The organism is Streptomyces sp. CNQ085, assembly GCF_022614595.1.
Taxonomy (GTDB): domain Bacteria; phylum Actinomycetota; class Actinomycetes; order Streptomycetales; family Streptomycetaceae; genus Streptomyces.
Window position 1 is genome coordinate 1 of record NZ_JAJFAU010000007.1, and the last position, 16,477, is coordinate 16,477.

General features: G+C 72.2%; 16 protein-coding genes and 2 tRNA genes. 13 read left to right on the top strand and 5 right to left on the bottom strand.

Annotated features, from left to right (window positions below; translation table 11 throughout):
* The first annotated feature begins 223 nt into the window (after positions 1-223).
* The gene (locus LJ221_RS02660) at positions 224-433 is read left to right on the top strand and encodes a hypothetical protein (RefSeq protein WP_241713378.1); all 210 of its coding nucleotides are present in this window, start codon (positions 224-226) and stop codon (positions 431-433) included.
* A 49-nt stretch (positions 434-482) separates the two neighbouring features.
* On the opposite strand, the gene LJ221_RS02665 is transcribed toward LJ221_RS02660, so the two are convergent.
* Entirely contained in the window at positions 483-1,043 is a 561-nt protein-coding gene (locus tag LJ221_RS02665) for a CGNR zinc finger domain-containing protein (RefSeq protein ID WP_241713379.1), read from the bottom strand.
* A 192-nt stretch (positions 1,044-1,235) separates the two neighbouring features.
* Positions 1,236-1,649: an SsgA family sporulation/cell division regulator gene (locus LJ221_RS02670; protein WP_241713381.1), complete on the bottom strand. Its 414-nt coding sequence runs from the start codon at positions 1,647-1,649 to the stop codon at positions 1,236-1,238.
* 121 nt (positions 1,650-1,770) lie between these two features.
* On the opposite strand from LJ221_RS02670, the gene LJ221_RS02675 reads away from it, so the two are divergent.
* From LJ221_RS02675 to LJ221_RS02690, 4 genes are all read left to right on the top strand, one after another.
* Positions 1,771-2,235: a TIGR02611 family protein gene (locus LJ221_RS02675; protein WP_374228356.1), complete on the top strand. Its 465-nt coding sequence runs from the start codon at positions 1,771-1,773 to the stop codon at positions 2,233-2,235.
* Positions 2,236-2,313: 78 nt separating this feature from the next.
* Positions 2,314-2,385: transfer RNA gene (locus LJ221_RS02680), tRNA-Val, on the top strand.
* Positions 2,386-2,611: 226 nt separating this feature from the next.
* Positions 2,612-2,833 (top strand): hypothetical protein, encoded by a 222-nt coding sequence (locus tag LJ221_RS02685; RefSeq protein ID WP_241713384.1) that lies wholly within the window; start codon positions 2,612-2,614, stop codon positions 2,831-2,833.
* A gap of 146 nt (positions 2,834-2,979) precedes the next feature.
* Positions 2,980-3,051, top strand: a tRNA-Val gene (locus LJ221_RS02690).
* A gap of 93 nt (positions 3,052-3,144) precedes the next feature.
* On the opposite strand, the gene LJ221_RS02695 is transcribed toward LJ221_RS02690, so the two are convergent.
* A complete protein-coding gene (locus tag LJ221_RS02695) occupies positions 3,145-3,870 on the bottom strand; it encodes an exonuclease domain-containing protein (RefSeq protein ID WP_241713385.1) in 726 nt (241 codons plus the stop codon).
* 251 nt (positions 3,871-4,121) lie between these two features.
* On the opposite strand from LJ221_RS02695, the gene thrS reads away from it, so the two are divergent.
* Positions 4,122-6,101, top strand: a complete 1,980-nt coding sequence (gene thrS, locus LJ221_RS02700; protein ID WP_241713386.1) for a threonine--tRNA ligase — start codon at positions 4,122-4,124, stop codon at positions 6,099-6,101.
* A gap of 94 nt (positions 6,102-6,195) precedes the next feature.
* Positions 6,196-6,759, top strand: a complete 564-nt coding sequence (locus tag LJ221_RS02705) for an HIT domain-containing protein (RefSeq protein ID WP_241713387.1) — start codon at positions 6,196-6,198, stop codon at positions 6,757-6,759.
* 50 nt (positions 6,760-6,809) lie between these two features.
* On the opposite strand, the gene LJ221_RS02710 is transcribed toward LJ221_RS02705, so the two are convergent.
* Positions 6,810-8,477: a hypothetical protein gene (locus LJ221_RS02710; RefSeq protein ID WP_241713388.1), complete on the bottom strand. Its 1,668-nt coding sequence runs from the start codon at positions 8,475-8,477 to the stop codon at positions 6,810-6,812.
* Between the two features lie 137 nt (positions 8,478-8,614).
* Positions 8,615-10,828 carry an elongation factor G-like protein EF-G2 gene (locus tag LJ221_RS02715; protein ID WP_241713389.1) on the bottom strand — a complete coding sequence of 738 codons (2,214 nt, stop codon included), beginning with the start codon at positions 10,826-10,828 and terminating at the stop codon, positions 8,615-8,617.
* Between the two features lie 318 nt (positions 10,829-11,146).
* Between LJ221_RS02715 and pgsA the strand changes: the two genes are divergently transcribed.
* From pgsA to pdxT, 6 genes are all read left to right on the top strand, one after another.
* On the top strand, positions 11,147-11,857 hold the full coding sequence (pgsA, locus tag LJ221_RS02720; protein ID WP_241713390.1) for a phosphatidylinositol phosphate synthase: 711 nt from the start codon (positions 11,147-11,149) through the stop codon (positions 11,855-11,857).
* A complete protein-coding gene (locus LJ221_RS02725) occupies positions 11,854-12,795 on the top strand; it encodes a phosphatidylinositol mannoside acyltransferase (RefSeq protein WP_241713392.1) in 942 nt (313 codons plus the stop codon). Before pgsA ends, LJ221_RS02725 begins: the two co-directional genes overlap by 4 nt.
* Positions 12,792-13,964 (top strand): glycosyltransferase family 4 protein, encoded by a 1,173-nt coding sequence (locus LJ221_RS02730; RefSeq protein ID WP_241713393.1) that lies wholly within the window; start codon positions 12,792-12,794, stop codon positions 13,962-13,964. Before LJ221_RS02725 ends, LJ221_RS02730 begins: the two co-directional genes overlap by 4 nt.
* Positions 13,965-13,985: 21 nt before the next feature.
* Complete coding sequence (locus LJ221_RS02735) at positions 13,986-14,543, top strand: hypothetical protein (protein ID WP_241713395.1); 558 nt, start codon at positions 13,986-13,988, stop codon at positions 14,541-14,543.
* A 249-nt stretch (positions 14,544-14,792) separates the two neighbouring features.
* Positions 14,793-15,722, top strand: coding sequence for a pyridoxal 5'-phosphate synthase lyase subunit PdxS (gene pdxS, locus LJ221_RS02740; RefSeq protein ID WP_302851939.1), 930 nt, complete (start codon positions 14,793-14,795; stop codon positions 15,720-15,722).
* A 117-nt stretch (positions 15,723-15,839) separates the two neighbouring features.
* Positions 15,840-16,433 (top strand): pyridoxal 5'-phosphate synthase glutaminase subunit PdxT, encoded by a 594-nt coding sequence (gene pdxT, locus LJ221_RS02745; protein WP_241713397.1) that lies wholly within the window; start codon positions 15,840-15,842, stop codon positions 16,431-16,433.
* Positions 16,434-16,477 lie beyond the last annotated feature (44 nt).

Sequence of the window (16,477 nt, forward strand, 5' to 3'; positions counted from 1 at the left end):
GCCGCGCCGCGCGGCGGAGCCCGGCGCCTCCCCGCCGGCCCTCGGCGGCGAGGGCTCCGGGAAGGACAGGGGCCGTGAGAAGCGACCGGCGGGGGCGACCGACACGGACGACTTCTCGGACATCGAAGCGATTCTGAAGAAACACGGCATCTGAATCCGGTGAACCGTACGCGCGCGATGGTGTGTTGAACCGCGCTCCGCTCCGCGCCATCATCGCGGCGAGATGCGCGACACCACCGACACACCGGAGGGCTCCGCTCCCGGCGCCCCGCGCGAGGCCGGGCCCGGTACTCGGCCCGGCGGACCCGCCGCCGAACCGTCCGAGCCTCGCGGCTGCCTGTTCGCCTTCTCCCAGCCGCCGCTGGCGCTCTTCCTGGCCGTCGTCGGCGCGCTGGTCTTCCTGGCGGCGGTGCACGACCTGTTTCTGCTCTGACCGCCGCGTCCCGGCCCCGGGCAACCGCCTGCACGTGCCCGCCCCCCGGTCAGCTCTCGGAGGCCTCGCGCCGCCGCGCCCGGTAGGCGGCCACGTGCAGGCGGTTGCCGCAGGTGCGGCTGTCGCAGTAGCGGCGCGAGCGGTTGCGGGACAGGTCCACGAAGGCGCGCCGGCAGTCGGGGGCGGCGCATCGGCGCAGCCGCTCGCGCTCCCCGGCGACGATCAGGAAGGCCAGGGCCATGCCGCCGTCCGCGGCGAGGTGGTCGGCGAGGGAGGCGCCGGGGGCGAAGTAGTGGATGTGCCAGTCGTAGCCGTCGTGGTCGGTGAGCCGGGGCGTGGTGCCGGCGGCGGCGACCAGTGTGTTCACGAGCTCGGCCGCACGGTGTGCGCCGGAGGCGGCGAAGACCCGCCCGAACTCCTCGCGCACGTCCCTTACGGCGGCCAGATCCGCCCCGTCCAGCTCGCCCACGTCGCTGACGGCGTTGCGCTCGACGAAGGCGCGCAGCGCGCCGACATCGGTGAGCATGTCGGGGGAGTGCTCGTCGGGCGCGGTGTTCAGGAGGTCGACGACGATGTCGAGAGCGCACCGGGTGTCATGGTTGATCAGCACGGTCGTCGCTCCCTGGCCGGTTCCTCATCGGCAGCCCTGCGGGCCTTGCTGCGGTGAGACTCTAGCCTCTCCCGGACACGGCGACGCCGCCACCACGGTGGTACGTGGCGGCGGCGTCGCCGTCGCTGGGCGGGAGGGGCCGGGTCCCGAGCCGTCGCCCCGAGTCGGACGGCAGCGGGAGACCGGTGTCTGTCAGCTCTCCGCGAGGATGTGGGAGAGCTCGGTGTCGAGGTCGAAGTGCCGGTACTCGGTGCCGGGGGGGACGGCGGCGTCCGTTCGCTTGAGGAAGGATTCCAGGGCTCGCGCGGGGGCCTCCAGCAGCGCCTCGCCCTCCGGCGAGCTGAGGGCGATGCAGACGACGCCCTGGCCGTGGCTGCGGGACGGCCAGACACGGACATCGCCGGTGCCTGTGGGACGGTGCAGGCCTTCGGCCAGGAGATCGCGGGCGAAGACCCACTCGACGGTCTCCTCGGCGCCGGTGTGGAAGGTGGCGTGCACGGCGTAGGGATCGGCCGTGTCGTACCGCAGGCCCGCGGGTACAGGCAGGGAGGACTCGCTCGATACAACGAGGCGCAGGTGCAGCTCGCAGCTGACCGTGGTGTTCATAAGCGCCAGGGCCTTTCGCTCAGTGTGCGCTCGGGGATTCGCACGTCGGCGAAATCGACATGCCACCCACAGGAGAGGTGTAAACCCCTCTGCCCCTTTTGTTTCCCTTCACATCGTTCGGATGGAGGAATGGGGATTTAGTCGGTGGCCTGTTCGAGTGAACGATGTGGGAGCCTCGGGTAATCTGGGGCGGGTGGAAACCGAGAGTAAGGAACGGGCCCTCGGTTCACGGGCGCCGCACTTCATCAAGGCGTCCCGGGCACTCCATCTGAGCTGGCAGGTGGGGGTCTTCCTGGTCGGGCTCGCCATCGTGTTCGCAGGAGTGCTGATGCTGGCGCTGCCGGGGCCGGGTTGGCTGGTGATCTTCACGGGGCTGGCGGTCTGGGCCACGGAGTTCGTCTGGGCTCAGATCGTCCTGCGGTGGACGCGGCGGAAGGTCTCCGAGGCGGCCAGGCGCGCACTCGACCCGAAGGTGCGGCGTCGCAACGTGACGCTCACGGCGCTCGGCGTGGCCGTCGCCGCGGTCCTGGTGGGCCTGTACCTGGCGCGGTACGGGATGGCGATGCCGTGGGACATCGCGAACTGAGCCGGCGGGAGGCCCGGCGGCGGACGTGAGGGGTGTCACGGGCAGTCGCTGACATGCGGTAATGTTGTCGCCGCGCCCGGGCGATTAGCTCAGCGGGAGAGCGCTTCGTTCACACCGAAGAGGTCACTGGTTCGATCCCAGTATCGCCCACCGAAGGCCGGTTTCCTGACAGGCTGCGAGTCTGTCGGGACGCCGGCCTCTCCGTGTCCGCCCGCACACGCTCCGGATGCCCGCCGGTGAATTCCGTCCGGACCGTTGACGCCTCTGCCGTGCGTCCCGGGGTTAACCCGGCAAGCGCTTGCCTAAAACGTCCCGAACAACCGGGGTGGCGAGACGAACCCGCCCGGGAGGGGCGTTTCGATGAGTTCTCGACGGAGTGGGGCCACGGGTCTGCGGGTCCCGGGAGCCGGCCTGGCCGCGCTGGGGCTGCTCGCTCGCCTCCGGATGCGGCGGCGACGGAGGTGCGGACGGCAAGGTGGCCATCCGCACCTCCTGGTGGGGTGCGCAGGACCGGGCCGACCTGATCAACAGGATCATGGACCTGTCCGAGAAGGGGAGTCCCGGCATCGAGGCCAAGACCGACTTCCAGGAGCGGTGACGGGGAGCGGCCGGGTCGGTGGGCGGGGGTCCGGCACGCGCGGGCCGCGCCGTCCGCCGGGCAGGGTTCGCAGGGGGCGCGGATGAGGAGTTTGGATGAACACCCGCGATCCCTGTATGGTTCTCGTCGTGCCGCAGGCACCGCAAGGGCGATTAGCTCAGCGGGAGAGCGCTTCGTTCACACCGAAGAGGTCACTGGTTCGATCCCAGTATCGCCCACCGCCCGGAGGCCGGTTCCGTTCGTCGGAACCGGCCTCCCGCGTTTCGCGCCGGCATTCCCGGCCCGTCCCTCCCGACAGCCCCGGCCCGTCCTCAGACCGCGGTCGGGACCTCCGTCCGCAGCGGCCACGCCGGGTCGACCCTCTCGTCGGATCCGTTACGGGCGAACCACGCCTGCAGACCGCGCGCCTGGGCCGCGTGCCAGACCGACTGAAGGGTGTGCAGCTCGGCCGGCGTCAGCGAGGACAGCCGCTGCGCGTGGCGGCGCCCCACCTCCCGCACGACCTCGAGCGCGGCCGTGGCGTCGGCGGCGGCGTCGTGGGCCCCGGCCAGTTCCACGCCATAGTGCTCGCACAGCGCGGCCAGGGTGCGGCGGCCCTTGCGGTAGCGGTCCAGATACTTGTCCAGCACCCGCGGGTCCAGTACGTACAGCGGGAGGGAGGCGACGGCCTCGGTCAGCGCGGTGCCGTGGTGCCGCCGCAACTCCCGGTCCAGGAGCGTCAGATCGAACGGCGCGTTCATCACCACCAGCGGCAGCGCCTCGGACGCGCGCTCCGCCAGGGCTCTCGCGACCTCACCGACCGCGTCCGCCGGGCGTCGGCCGTGCTCGCGCAGGTACTCCCCGGTCAGCCCGTGCACCGCCGCCGCCCCCTCGGGCACCGGCACCCCCGGATCCACCAGCCAGCGCACGGCGCGCACCGGCGCCCCCGGCGCGTCCTGCACCACCAGCGCGGCCGAGACGATCCGGTCACGCTCCGGGTCCACCCCCGTGGTCTCGGTGTCGAATGCGGCGAGCGGCCCCTCGTACCACACCGTCATGCTCTGCTTCCCCTCCGTGTCGAGACCGGGACCGTCCCGGCGGACGGGCGCGTACGGCGGCGCGTACGCCCGTCGCCCGTCTTGATACCTCGCCCGGCTCGCGGCCAACCCCGGTGGCCCTGGACCGGGCCGTAACCGTTTCGCGGCCGGGGCGTCCGGCTCGGTACGATTCACGGTGCGCGGCGATCGTCCGCGCTTCGGGCCGATCCCGAGACGGGGAGACCCGAGACGACAGCAGTCAGGAGAGACCGGTGACGGACGTCCGTGTGATCATCCAACGCGATTCCGAGCGGGAAGAACGCGTGGTGACCACGGGCACCACGGCCGCCGAACTCTTCTCCGGCGACCGCTCGATCGTCGCCGCCCGCGTCGGCGGGCAGCTGAAGGACCTGGCGTACGCCGTCGCCGACGGTGACGAGGTCGAGCCCGTGGAGATCTCCTCCGAGGACGGGCTGAACATCCTGCGGCACTCCACCGCGCACGTCATGGCCCAGGCCGTGCAGGACCTCTTCCCCGAGGCCAAGCTCGGTATCGGCCCGCCGATCAAGGATGGCTTCTACTACGACTTCGACGTCGCCGAGCCGTTCACCCCGGACGACCTCAAGCGCATCGAGAAGCGGATGCAGGAGATCGTCAAGCGCGGCCAGCGTTTCTCCCGCCGCGTGACCGGTGACGAGGAAGCCCGCGAGGAACTGGCCGGCGAGCCGTACAAGCTGGAGCTGATCGGACTCAAGGGCAACGCGGCCGAGGCCGCCGAGGGTGCCTCGGCCGAGGTCGGCGCGGGTGAGCTGACCATCTACGACAACCTCGACGCCAAGACCGGCGAGCTGTGCTGGAAGGACCTGTGCCGCGGTCCGCACCTGCCCACCACCCGCACCGTTGCGGCGTTCAAACTGATGCGGTCGGCCGCCGCGTACTGGCGGGGCAGTGAGAAGAACCCGCAGCTCCAGCGGATCTACGGCACCGCCTGGCCCTCGAAGGACGAACTGAAGGCGTACCTGGAGTTCCTGGCCGAGGCGGAGAAGCGCGACCACCGCAGGCTCGGCGCGGAGCTGGACCTGTTCTCCGTCCCGGAGGACATCGGCTCCGGTCTGGCTGTCTTCCACCCCAGGGGCGGCATCATCCGCCGCACCATGGAGGACTACTCGCGCAGGCGGCACGAGGAGGCGGGCTACGAGTTCGTCTACACCCCGCACGCCACCAAGGGGAAGCTGTTCGAGAAGTCGGGCCACCTGGACTGGTACGCCGACGGCATGTACCCGCCCATGCAGCTCGACGAGGGCGTGGACTACTACCTCAAGCCCATGAACTGCCCCATGCACAACCTGATCTTCGACGCGCGGGGACGCTCCTACCGCGAGCTGCCGCTGCGGCTGTTCGAGTTCGGCACGGTCTACCGCTACGAGAAGTCGGGCGTCGTCCACGGCCTGACCCGGGCCCGGGGCTTCACTCAGGACGACGCGCACATCTACTGCACCAAGGAGCAGATGGCTGACGAGCTCGACTCGCTGCTCACCTTCGTGCTGAACCTGCTGCGCGACTACGGTCTGGAGGACTTCTACCTGGAGCTGTCCACCAAGGACCCGGAGAAGTTCATCGGGACGGACGAGAACTGGGAGGAGGCCACCGAGACCCTGCGCCGGGCCGCCGGGAAGCAGGGGCTGGAGCTGGTCATGGACCCGGGGGGCGCCGCCTTCTACGGCCCGAAGATCTCGGTGCAGGCGCGTGACGCCATCGGCCGGACCTGGCAGATGTCGACCATCCAGGTCGACTTCAACCTTCCCGAGCGCTTCGACCTGGAGTACACCGCCCCCGACGGCTCCCGGCAGCGGCCGGTGATGATCCACCGCGCGCTGTTCGGCTCCATCGAGCGGTTCTTCGCCGTGCTGCTGGAGCACTACGCGGGCGCCTTTCCGGCCTGGCTGGCCCCGGTCCAGGCGGTCGGCATCCCGATCGGCGACACCCATGTGCCCTACCTGGAGGAGTTCGCGGCCCGGGCGAGGGCGAAGGGGCTCCGGGTGGAGGTGGACTCCTCCTCGGACCGGATGCAGAAGAAGATCAGGAACGCGCAGAAGGGCAAGGTGCCGTTCATGGTCATCGCCGGTGACGACGACATGGTGGCGGGCGCGGTCAGCTTCCGTTACCGCGACGGCTCGCAGAAGAACGGCGTGCCGGTCGACGAGGCGATCGCGGAGATCGCCAAGGCCGTCGAGGACCGTGTCCAGGTCTGACCGCCGGACGAGGGCGTGCCCGCGCAGCGGTGTGCTCCGCGGGCACGCCCTCGTCGTCCGGCCCCACCGGCCCGTCGAGGTGCGGTGAAGTCCTATGCTGGCCCGCATGAGCAGCGAGCCGGAGCAGCAGATCGGAGTGGGGTCGCCGGACGCCTTCCAGCGTCTGTGGACGCCCCACCGGATGGCCTACATCCAGGGGGAGAACAAGCCGAGCGGCCCGGGCGCCGGTGACGGCTGCCCGTTCTGCACGATCCCGGCCAAGTCCGACGAGGACGGGCTGGTGATCGCCCGCGGCGAGCTGGTGTACGCGGTGCTCAACCTCTACCCGTACAACGGCGGCCATCTGATGGTGGTGCCCTTCCGGCACGTCGCCGGCTACACCGACCTCACCGCTCAGGAGACGGTGGAGCTGGGCGACTACACCAAGCGGGCCATGAAGGCGCTGCGCGCGGCCTCCGGGGCACAGGGGTTCAACATCGGCATGAACCAGGGCGAGGTCGCGGGCGCCGGGATCGCTGCCCACCTCCACCAGCACATCGTGCCGCGCTGGGGAGGCGACACCAACTTCATGCCGGTGGTGGGCCACACCAAGGTGCTGCCGCAACTGCTGGCCGACACCCGGCGGATGCTGGCCGAGAAGTGGCCCGCGGGTGCCTGAGCCCCCTGAACCCGAGCCGCCGCCCGCGGGGCGCGGGCGGCGGCTCGGGTTCAGGGGGCGTTGTACACGTCGGCGTTGCCCGGCTCGGCCGCCTGCACCTGACCGCTGAGGTTCAGGGAACGGGCACCGAACTTCTCGATGTCCACGTTGTTCTCCTTCAGTACCTTCAGGGTCGCCGCGTGCACCACCCGCAGCACCGGGGTGGCCGCCCGCAGGGTGTCGTCGGCCATGAAACGGTGGCGCCAGGGCCTGTCGGCCCACACGTGCCGCAGCCCGAAGGGCTCGGGAAGGCTCAGCTTGCCGCCCAGGAAGTCCAGCACCGGGGGGAACCACGTCAGCGGCGCGCGCACCGCCAGCCGCACCACCTCAGCGGACTGGATCAGCGGCAGCTCGATGTCCTTGGTCTCCCAGAACCGGATGGACTTGGAGACCGTCTTCTTCCTCGGCGACGGCTTGGAGAAGAACACCGAGCTGATCGGCCCGAGCGCGTGGCCGGTGACCTCGATGCGCAGGGTGTGGTGCAGCACGGTGACGCTGATCAGCATGTTCAGCACGAGCTGGCCGTCCCACAGCACGAACTGGACGCCGAGGTAGTGGCGGTTGCCGCTGTCGAACTGCTGCTCGTTGCAGATCCGCTGGACCTCGAACTCCTTGTAGCTGTACGCCTCGACGTTCTGCCCCTCGGGCCGGGAGACCCCCGAGGCGCCCTCCCCGACATGGACGGCCACCCAGTGCCGGACGGAGGGCTTGGGGAAACCGCCGGTGTGCAGCGGGGTGCGCTCCAGCATCCGCAGCTGGTCGTGGATCGCGCGCGCCACGTCCCAGCTGCGGAAGGGGTTGATCTCGGTGCCGGGGGAGGCCGGCACCAGCTCCTCGGCGAGCTGCCAGCTGCCCCAGCGCGGGCCCATGCCGAGTATTCCCCTGGGGCCGGCGTAGAAGACTATGTTGCTGCGCTGCTCGGCCGCCAGCTTGGCCAGATTCAACCTTATGCTCTCCGCGCCGGCGTCGCCGGGGGCGTACGGCACCGCCTCGGGGATCTTGGCGCCGACGCCGCCGCCCGACAGCAGGCCCTCCCAGCGGGAGCGCAGGTCCTTGGCATAGCGCTCGCAGATCTGCTTGGCCAGCAGCCAGCCCACGACCGGGGCGACCAGCATCACGCGCAGGTAGATCGCCCAGAAACCGGTGAACGGCAGCCGCAGCACGAAGACCGCCGCCAGCACGCCGAGTGCGACGATCACGCCCATGCCCAGCGCCCCGGCCCGGCGGTCCTGCGAGCCCGCCAGGGTGCGGCGCAGCTGGAAGCCCCCGAGCCACAGCAGGACACCGGGCAGGAAGAGCACTCCGAAGAGCACCATCACCGCCGTCAGCCGGGCGTCGCGCTCCCGGCGGATGCGGTCGGCCGCCAGGCAGTGCTCGACCACGACCTGCGGCTCGCAGCCGAAGGACTGGATCATCGCCTTGCGGGCGCCGCCGAGCATCCGTGTCCGGACCGCGTGGGAGAACGCCTCGCCCAGATTCGGCTCGAACAGCGAGAAGCGGGGCGCCGAGGCCTTGGCGCCCTCGTTCGCCGCGAGCAGGTCCGTCACCGGGCCGTCGCGATAGGCGGCCGAGGCCAGCGCCTGGGTGGGGGCGGTCTGCCCGCCGCCCGAACCGGTCAACGGGACCTGCGCGCCGGGACTGAAGTCGTACGCGCCGCTCCCGTCATCGAAGCCCGCCACTGGTGCCCCCACTCCGCTCGCGCCGTCCGACGTCAGGCTCGTACCGACCGTTCCCAACCACGGGCCGCCGCACACCTGTCGGCGCCCGTCTGTGCCGGGCCCGACGTCGCAGCGTTCAGCGTACCGTCACCGGGGTGTCACGCCACGCGGCTTTCGGCCTGCCCGCGGATTCGCTCGGCGACCTGCCGCGGCACCGGTTCGTGGCGCAGGGGGGAGCGGGAGAAGCGGCCCGTGCCGTGCGAGAGGGAGCGCAGGTCCACCGCGTAGCGGCCGATCTCCGACCGGGGGACCTCCGCGCGCACCAGGGCGCCGCCGCCGGAGATCTGCTCGGTGCCCACCACCCGGCCGCGCCGCCCCGACAGATCGCTCATCACCGGGCCCACGTACTCGTCGGCGACCGTCACCCGCACCTCGTCGACCGGCTCCAGCAGGTGGATGCGCGCGCCCGCGGCGGCCTCCCGCAGGGCCAGGGCGCCAGCCGTCTGGAAGGCCGCGTCGGAGGAGTCCACCGAGTGCGCCTTGCCGTCGACGAGAGTGACGCGCACGTCCACCAGCGGATGCCCGGTGGCCACCCCGCGCGCGGCCTGGGTCCGCACCCCCTTCTCCACCGAAGGGATGAACTGGCGCGGCACCGCGCCTCCCACCACCTTGTCGGCGAACTCCACGCCCGAGCCGGCCGGCAGCGGCTCCACGGTGATCTCGCAGACGGCGTACTGGCCGTGACCGCCGGACTGCTTGACGTGCCGTCCCCGCGCGGTGGCCCGCTCGGCGAAGGTCTCGCGCAGGGCCACCCTGTGGGGCACGGCGTCGACCCGGACGCCGTAGCGGGCGCGCAGCCGCTCCAGCGCCACGTCCCGGTGAGCCTCGCCCATGCACCACAGCACCAGCTGACGGGTGTCGGGGTTCTGCTCCAGGAGCAGGGTGGGGTCCTCGGCGGTCAACCGGGCCAGTCCCTGGGAGAGCCTGTCCTCGTCGCTCCTGGCATGGGCCTGGACGGCCACCGGCAGCAGCGGGTCGGGCATCACCCACGGCTCCATCACCAGTGGGTCGCCCTTGTCCGACAGGGTATCGCCGGTCTCCGCGCGGGAGAGTTTGGCGACACAGGCCAGATCGCCCGCCACGGCCAGCGGCAGGTGCCGTTGCTGCCCGCCGAAGGGGCTGGTCAGGGTGCCGACGCGCTCATCCGCGTCGTGGGGCCGCCCGGTGGGGGTGCCGTCGTGGCCGGTCAGACCGTGGCCGCACACGTGCACGGGTATGTCCGGGCGCAGAGTGCCGGAGAAGACCCGTACCAGCGACATCCGCCCGACGTAGGGGTCGGAGGACGTCCTGATCACCTCGGCCGCCAGCGGGCCGTCGGGGTCGCACTCCAGCGGGGGGCGGGGCCTGCCGTCGGGGGTCGTGACCGGGGGGACCTCACGTTCCCCGGGAGTGGGGAAGCCGCGGGTGACCAGTTCCAGCAGCTCCACCGTGCCCAGCCCCTGCCGGGCCCCCTCCACGCCGGGGGCCGCGGCCAGGACGGGGTGGAACACACCGCGGGCGACGGCCTTCTCCAGGTCCCGCACCAGCGTTCCCACCTCGACGTCCGCGCCGCCGAGGTAGCGCTCCATCAGCGTCTCGTCCTCGCTCTCGGCGATGATGCCCTCGATCAGCCGGGCCCGGGCGCCGGCGATCAGCGGAAGGTGCCCGGGGTCCGGGTCGCGCTCGGCCCGCTCGCCGGCGGAGTAGTCGCAGACCCGCCGCGACAGCAGCCCGACCAGCCCGGCGACCGGTGCGTGCCCGTCGGGTCCCGGCTCCCCGCGCAGGGGCAGGTACAGCGGGAGTACCGCGTCGGGGTCGTCGCCGCCGAAGACCCGTCGGCAGACGTCGGTCATCTCCCCGAAGTCGGCGCGCGACGCCTCCAGACGGGTGACGACGATGGCGCGCGGCATCCCGACCGCGGCGCACTCCTCCCACACCAGCCGGGTCGATCCGTCCACGCCGTCGGCGGCCGAGACGACGAAGAGGGCCGCATCCGCCGCCCGCAGACCGGCCCGCAGCTCCCCGGTGAAGTCGGCGTAGCCGGGGGTGTCCAGGAGGTTCACCTTGACGCCGTCCCATTCCACGGGGACCAGGGAGAGCTGGACCGAGCGCTGCTGCCGGTGCTCGGTTTCGTCGTGGTCGGAGACGGTGGTGCCGTCCTCGACCCGGCCCGCGCGTCCTAGCGCGCCCGAGGCCTGGGCGAGTGCCTCGACCAGGGTCGTCTTCCCAGCGCCGCTGTGGCCGACCAGCACCACGTTCCGTATGGAGCCGGGCCGGTCGGCCACCGGCGCCCTCCCCGCGGCCCCGTTGTGCGTACTCGTCCTGTCGCCCATGTCGTCCGCCTCCCGGTCCGTGCGGCTGGGTGGGATGGTCGTGTGCCGGATCGCACAAGACGTGCTCCTCCGAGCTTTCCACCGCCACCGGGGTCCGTCCATACGTGGCATTCACGACTTTCGGGAACAAGCTCGTGTGAGGAGTTCATTTACTGGCGAAGCCGTTCCGACGGGGCGGAAGCGACCTTCTCTGCCAGCTCATCGGTACCCGCGGTCGCGGGCACCGTGACGCACCGGCGGCGCCCCGGGTGCGGCTGGCTACGATGGGCGCGCCGACGGCCCCCCGGCCGCCGGCCCACCTCGACTTCCGGGAAGGCCATGCTGAACAAGTACGCGCGTGCGTTCTTCACGCGTGTTCTCACGCCGTTCGCCGCTCTGCTCCTCCGGCTGGGAGTCAGCCCCGACACGGTCACGCTCATCGGCACCGGCGGAGTCATGGCGGGGGCGCTGGCCTTCTTCCCCCGCGGCGAGTTCTTCTGGGGCACCGTCGTCATCACCCTGTTCGTCTTCTCCGACCTGGTCGACGGCACCATGGCGCGGCAGTCGGGCCGCTCCAGCCGCTGGGGTGCGTTCCTCGACTCCACCCTGGACCGCGTCGCCGACGCGGCCGTCTTCGGCGGCATCGCGCTCTGGTACGCGGGCCGGGGCGACGACCCGGTGCTGTGCGCGGTGGCGATCTTCTGCCTGGCGAGCGGCCAGGTCGTGTCGTACACCAAGGCGCGAGGCGAGAGCATCGGCCTGCCGGTGAACGTCAACGGCCTGGTCGAGCGCGCCGAGCGGCTGGTGATCACCCTGGTGTGCGCCGGGCTCGCCGGGTTCGAGACGACTTTCGGCGTCCCGTACATCGGGGTCCTGCTGCCCGTGGCCCTGTGGGCGGTGGCCGCGGGCAGCCTGGTGACGATCCTGCAGCGGATGGTGACGGTCCGGCGGGAGGCGGCCGAAGCCGACGCCGGCCGGGACGTGGGAGGGACCACGGGGCCGGGCCGGGACGGAGCCGCCGCGACCGGGCAGGGGGGCGGCAGCTCATGAGGGAGCGGACGACGGACGCCCTGTACGGGCTCGGCTGGGGTGCGGTCAAGCGACTCCCCGAGCCCGCCGCCGCGGCCTTGGGCCGCGTCATCGCCGACGCGGCCTGGCGGCGCCGCGGTCAGGGCGTGCTGCGTCTGGAGGCCAACTACGCCCGGGTGGTTCCCGGGGCGGGACCCGAGCGGCTGGCGGAGCTGTCCCGCGCGGGCATGCGCTCGTACCTGCGCTACTGGATGGAGTCCTTCCGGCTGCCGGCGTGGGAGGAGGCGCGCGTCCGCGACGGAGTCGAGGTCACCGACCTGCACCGGCTCACCGGCACGCTCGGATCGGGCCGCGGCGTGATCCTGGCGCTGCCGCACATGGCCAACTGGGACCTGGCCGGCGCCTACCTCACCACCGGCCTGGGTATCCCGTTCACCACCGTCGCCGAGCGCCTCAAGCCCGAGAGCCTGTACGACCGCTTCGTCGCCTACCGCGAGGGCCTGGGCATGGAGGTGCTGCCGCACACCGGCGGCGCGGCCTTCGGCACCCTGGCCCGGCGGCTGCGGGCGGGCGGGCTGGTGGCCCTGGTGGCCGACCGGGACCTGTCCTCCTCCGGCGTCGAGGTCGACTTCTTCGGGGAACCGGCCCGGATGCCGGCCGGCCCCGCCATGCTGGCGCTGCAGACCGGGGCCGCGCTGCTGCCGGCGCACCTGTGGTTCGACGAGACGCCCGTGATGAAGGGGCGCGTCCTGCCGCCGGTGGAAGCGCCCGCCGAGGGCACCCGCCGGGAGAAGGCCGCGGCCATGACCCAGGCGGTGGCGGACGGCTTCGCGGCCGGTATCGCCGAGCACCCCGAGGACTGGCACATGCTGCAGAGACTGTGGTCGGCCGATCTCGTGCCGCGGACCGGAACGGACGCGGGGCCGGATCCGGCTGGCCGGGAGGCGGGGGAGCGGTGAGGATCGGCATCGTCTGTCCCTACTCCTGGGACGTCCCCGGCGGCGTCCAGTTCCACATCCGGGACCTGGCCCAGCACCTCACCGGCCTCGGGCACGAGGTGTCGGTCCTCGCCCCGGCCGAGGAGGGGACACCCCTGCCGCCGTACGTCGTGCCGGCCGGGCGGGCCGTCCCCGTCCCGTACAACGGCTCGGTCGCCCGGCTGAACTTCGGCTTCCTGTCGGCGGCGAGGGTGCGCCGCTGGGTGCACGAGGGCGCCTTCGACGTGCTGCACATCCACGAGCCCGCCACTCCCTCGCTCTCCCTGCTGGCCTGCTGGGCGGCGCAGGGACCGATCGTGGCCACCTTCCACACCTCCAATCCGCGCTCGCGGGCGATGATCGCCGCCTATCCGATCCTGCAGCCCGCGCTGGAGAAGATCAGCGCACGGATCGCCGTCAGCGAGTACGCCCGCCGCACCCTGGTCGAGCACCTGGGCGGGGACGCGGTCGTCATCCCCAACGGCGTGGACGTGGACTTCTTCGCCGGCGCCGAGCCCAAGGCCGAGTGGCAGGGCCGCGACGGAGAGAACACCATCGGCTTCATAGGGCGCATCGACGAGCCACGCAAGGGCCTGCCCGTGCTGATGCGGGCGCTTCCGCGCATCCTCGCGGAGCGCCCCGGCACCCGGCTGCTGGTGGCCGGGCGCGGCGACGAGGAGGAGGCCGTCGCCGGCCTGCCGGGCGAGCTGCGCGACCGCGTGGAGTTCCTGGGCATGGTCAGCGACGAGGACAAGGCGCGGCTGCTGCGCAGCGTGGACCTGTACATCGCCCCCAACACCGGCGGCGAGTCCTTCGGCATCATCCTGGTGGAGGCGATGTCGGCCGGGGCCCCGGTGCTCGCCAGCGATCTGGACGCCTTCGCCCAGGTGCTGGACGGGGGAGAGGCCGGCGAGCTGTACGCCAACGAGGACGCCGACGGGCTGGCCGCCACCGCGGTGCGCCTGCTGAGCGCCCCGGAGTGGCGCGCGGAGCTGCGCGGGCGCGGCAGCCGCCACGTGCGCCGCTTCGACTGGTCCACCGTCGGCGCGGACATCCTCGCTGTCTACGAGACCGTCGCCGACGGCGCCGCCTCGGTCGCGCCGGACGAGCGGACGGGGTTGCGCGCCCGGCTGGGCCTGGCACGTGACTGAACCCGGGGGGACCTTCCGACCGTGACCACGATCGTCTGGATCGCGGCGGCGCTGCTGCTCGTCGCCGTCTACCTGAGCTGGACCGCCGGACGTCTGGACCGGCTGCACGCCCGTCTCGACGCGGCCCGCGCGGCCCTGGACGCGCAGTTGCTGCGGCGTGCCTCCGTCGCCCAGGAGCTGGCCACCGCGGGGGTGCTGGACCCGGCCGCCTCCATCGTCCTGTACCAGGCCGCCCATGACGCCCGACAGGCCGAGGAGGAGCACCGGGAGGTCGCCGAGAGCGAGCTCAGCCAGGCCCTGCGCGCGGTGTTCGCCGAGAGCACGCAGCTGGAGGCGGTACGGGCGGCGCCCGGGGGCGAGGCGACCGCCGAGGAGCTGGCCGCCGCGGTGCGCCGGGTGCCCATGGCGCGGCGTTTCCACAACGACGCGGTACGGGCCGCCCGCGCGCTGCGCCGCCACCGCAAGGTGCGCTGGTTCCGGCTGGCCGGGCATGCGCCCTTCCCGCTGGCCTTCGAGATGGACGACGAGCCGCCGGCGGTCCTGGCGGACCGGACAGGCCTCCCGAGAGAAGGCCACTGACTTCCGATTGGCCCTTTTCATGCGGGCCGCTCGCCCCGTTTCATCGGTTCTGTAGCAGGGATCACCGTGAACTGGACCGGATGGCGGATCCGATGGGGAATCGAACGGGCCTACGATGGGTTCACCGTACGGCTACCGCGCACATCGGCGTGGGCCTTCCGGCCGTACGCGATCCGGCGCCGTCCGGCGCCCCTGCCGTCCCGACCCGTCCCAAAAACGCTGTTCACCGTCGCCGAGTGAGGTCGCACCTTGTCCACCACGCCTTCCAGCACGTCCGAAACCGCCTCCGTACCGACGCCCGAGACCGGCACCGCGCGCGTCAAGCGCGGCATGGCCGAACAGCTCAAGGGCGGTGTGATCATGGACGTGGTCACGCCGGAGCAGGCGAAGATCGCCGAGGACGCCGGAGCCGTCGCGGTCATGGCCCTGGAGAGGGTGCCCGCCGACATCCGCAAGGACGGCGGGGTCGCCCGCATGTCCGACCCGGACATGATCGAGGGGATCATCGACGCCGTCTCCATCCCGGTGATGGCCAAGTCCCGCATCGGCCACTTCGTCGAGGCCCAGGTGCTCCAGGCGCTCGGTGTGGACTACATCGACGAGTCCGAGGTCCTCACCCCCGCCGACGAGGTCAACCACAGCGACAAGTGGGCCTTCACCACGCCCTTCGTCTGCGGCGCCACCAACCTGGGCGAGGCCCTGCGCCGGATCGCCGAGGGCGCGGCCATGATCCGCTCCAAGGGCGAGGCCGGCACCGGCAATGTCGTCGAGGCCGTCCGTCATCTGCGCCAGATCAAGAACGAGATCGCCCGCCTGCGCGGCTACGACAACAACGAGCTGTACGCCGCCGCCAAGGAGCTGCGCGCCCCCTACGAGCTGGTCCGCGAGGTCGCCGAGCTGGGCAAGCTGCCGGTGGTGCTGTTCTCCGCCGGCGGCGTGGCCACCCCGGCCGACGCCGCGCTGATGCGCCAGCTCGGCGCCGAGGGCGTCTTCGTCGGCTCGGGCATCTTCAAGTCCGGCGACCCGGTCAGGCGCGCCGCCGCCATCGTGAAGGCCACCACCTTCTTCGACGACCCCAAGGCCGTCGCGGACGCCTCCCGCGGCCTGGGTGAGGCCATGGTCGGCATCAACTGCGACACCCTGACCGAGGCCGAGAGGTTCGCCGGCCGCGGCTGGTGAGCCGCGGCGCACACCGCGCCTCCCATCACCCGGGCGGCCCGCACACCGCGGGCCGCCCCGGCCGTCCCCTCCTTCCCCCACGCCGTCCCGTACGTGTTCCCCGAAGAGGTGCGCCCCGTGACCACCCCCGCCATCGGAGTCCTCGCCCTCCAGGGCGATGTCCGCGAACACCTCGCCGCGCTGGAGGCGGCCGGCGCCGAGGCCCGCGCCGTCCGCCGCCCCGGGGAGCTCGCCGAGGCCGACGGCCTGGTGATCCCCGGCGGCGAGTCCACCACCATCTCCAAGCTGGCCATCGCCTTCGGGCTGATGGAGCCGCTGCGCGAGCGCGTCCGCTCGGGCATGCCCGCCTACGGGTCCTGCGCGGGCATGATCATGCTCGCCGACAAGATCCTCGATCCCCGGTCCGGCCAGGAGACGGTCGGCGGGATCGACATGATCGTGCGCCGCAACGCCTTCGGACGGCAGAACGAGTCCTTCGAGGCGTCCGTGGACGTGGCCGGGGTCGAGGGCGGGCCGGTCGAGGGCGTCTTCATCCGCGCGCCCTGGGTGGAGTCCACCGGCGCGGACGTGGAGGTGCTGGCGGCCTTCGACGGCCATCCCGTCGCCGTGCGCCAGGGAGCCCTGCTGGCGACCGCCTTCCACCCCGAACTCACCGGAGACCATCGCGTCCACCGGCTCTTCACCGCGATGGTGGGCTCGGCCGCACGGTGATCCGCCGGTGTCACCGGCTGTAGTATCGGCCCGTTGATTCCCCC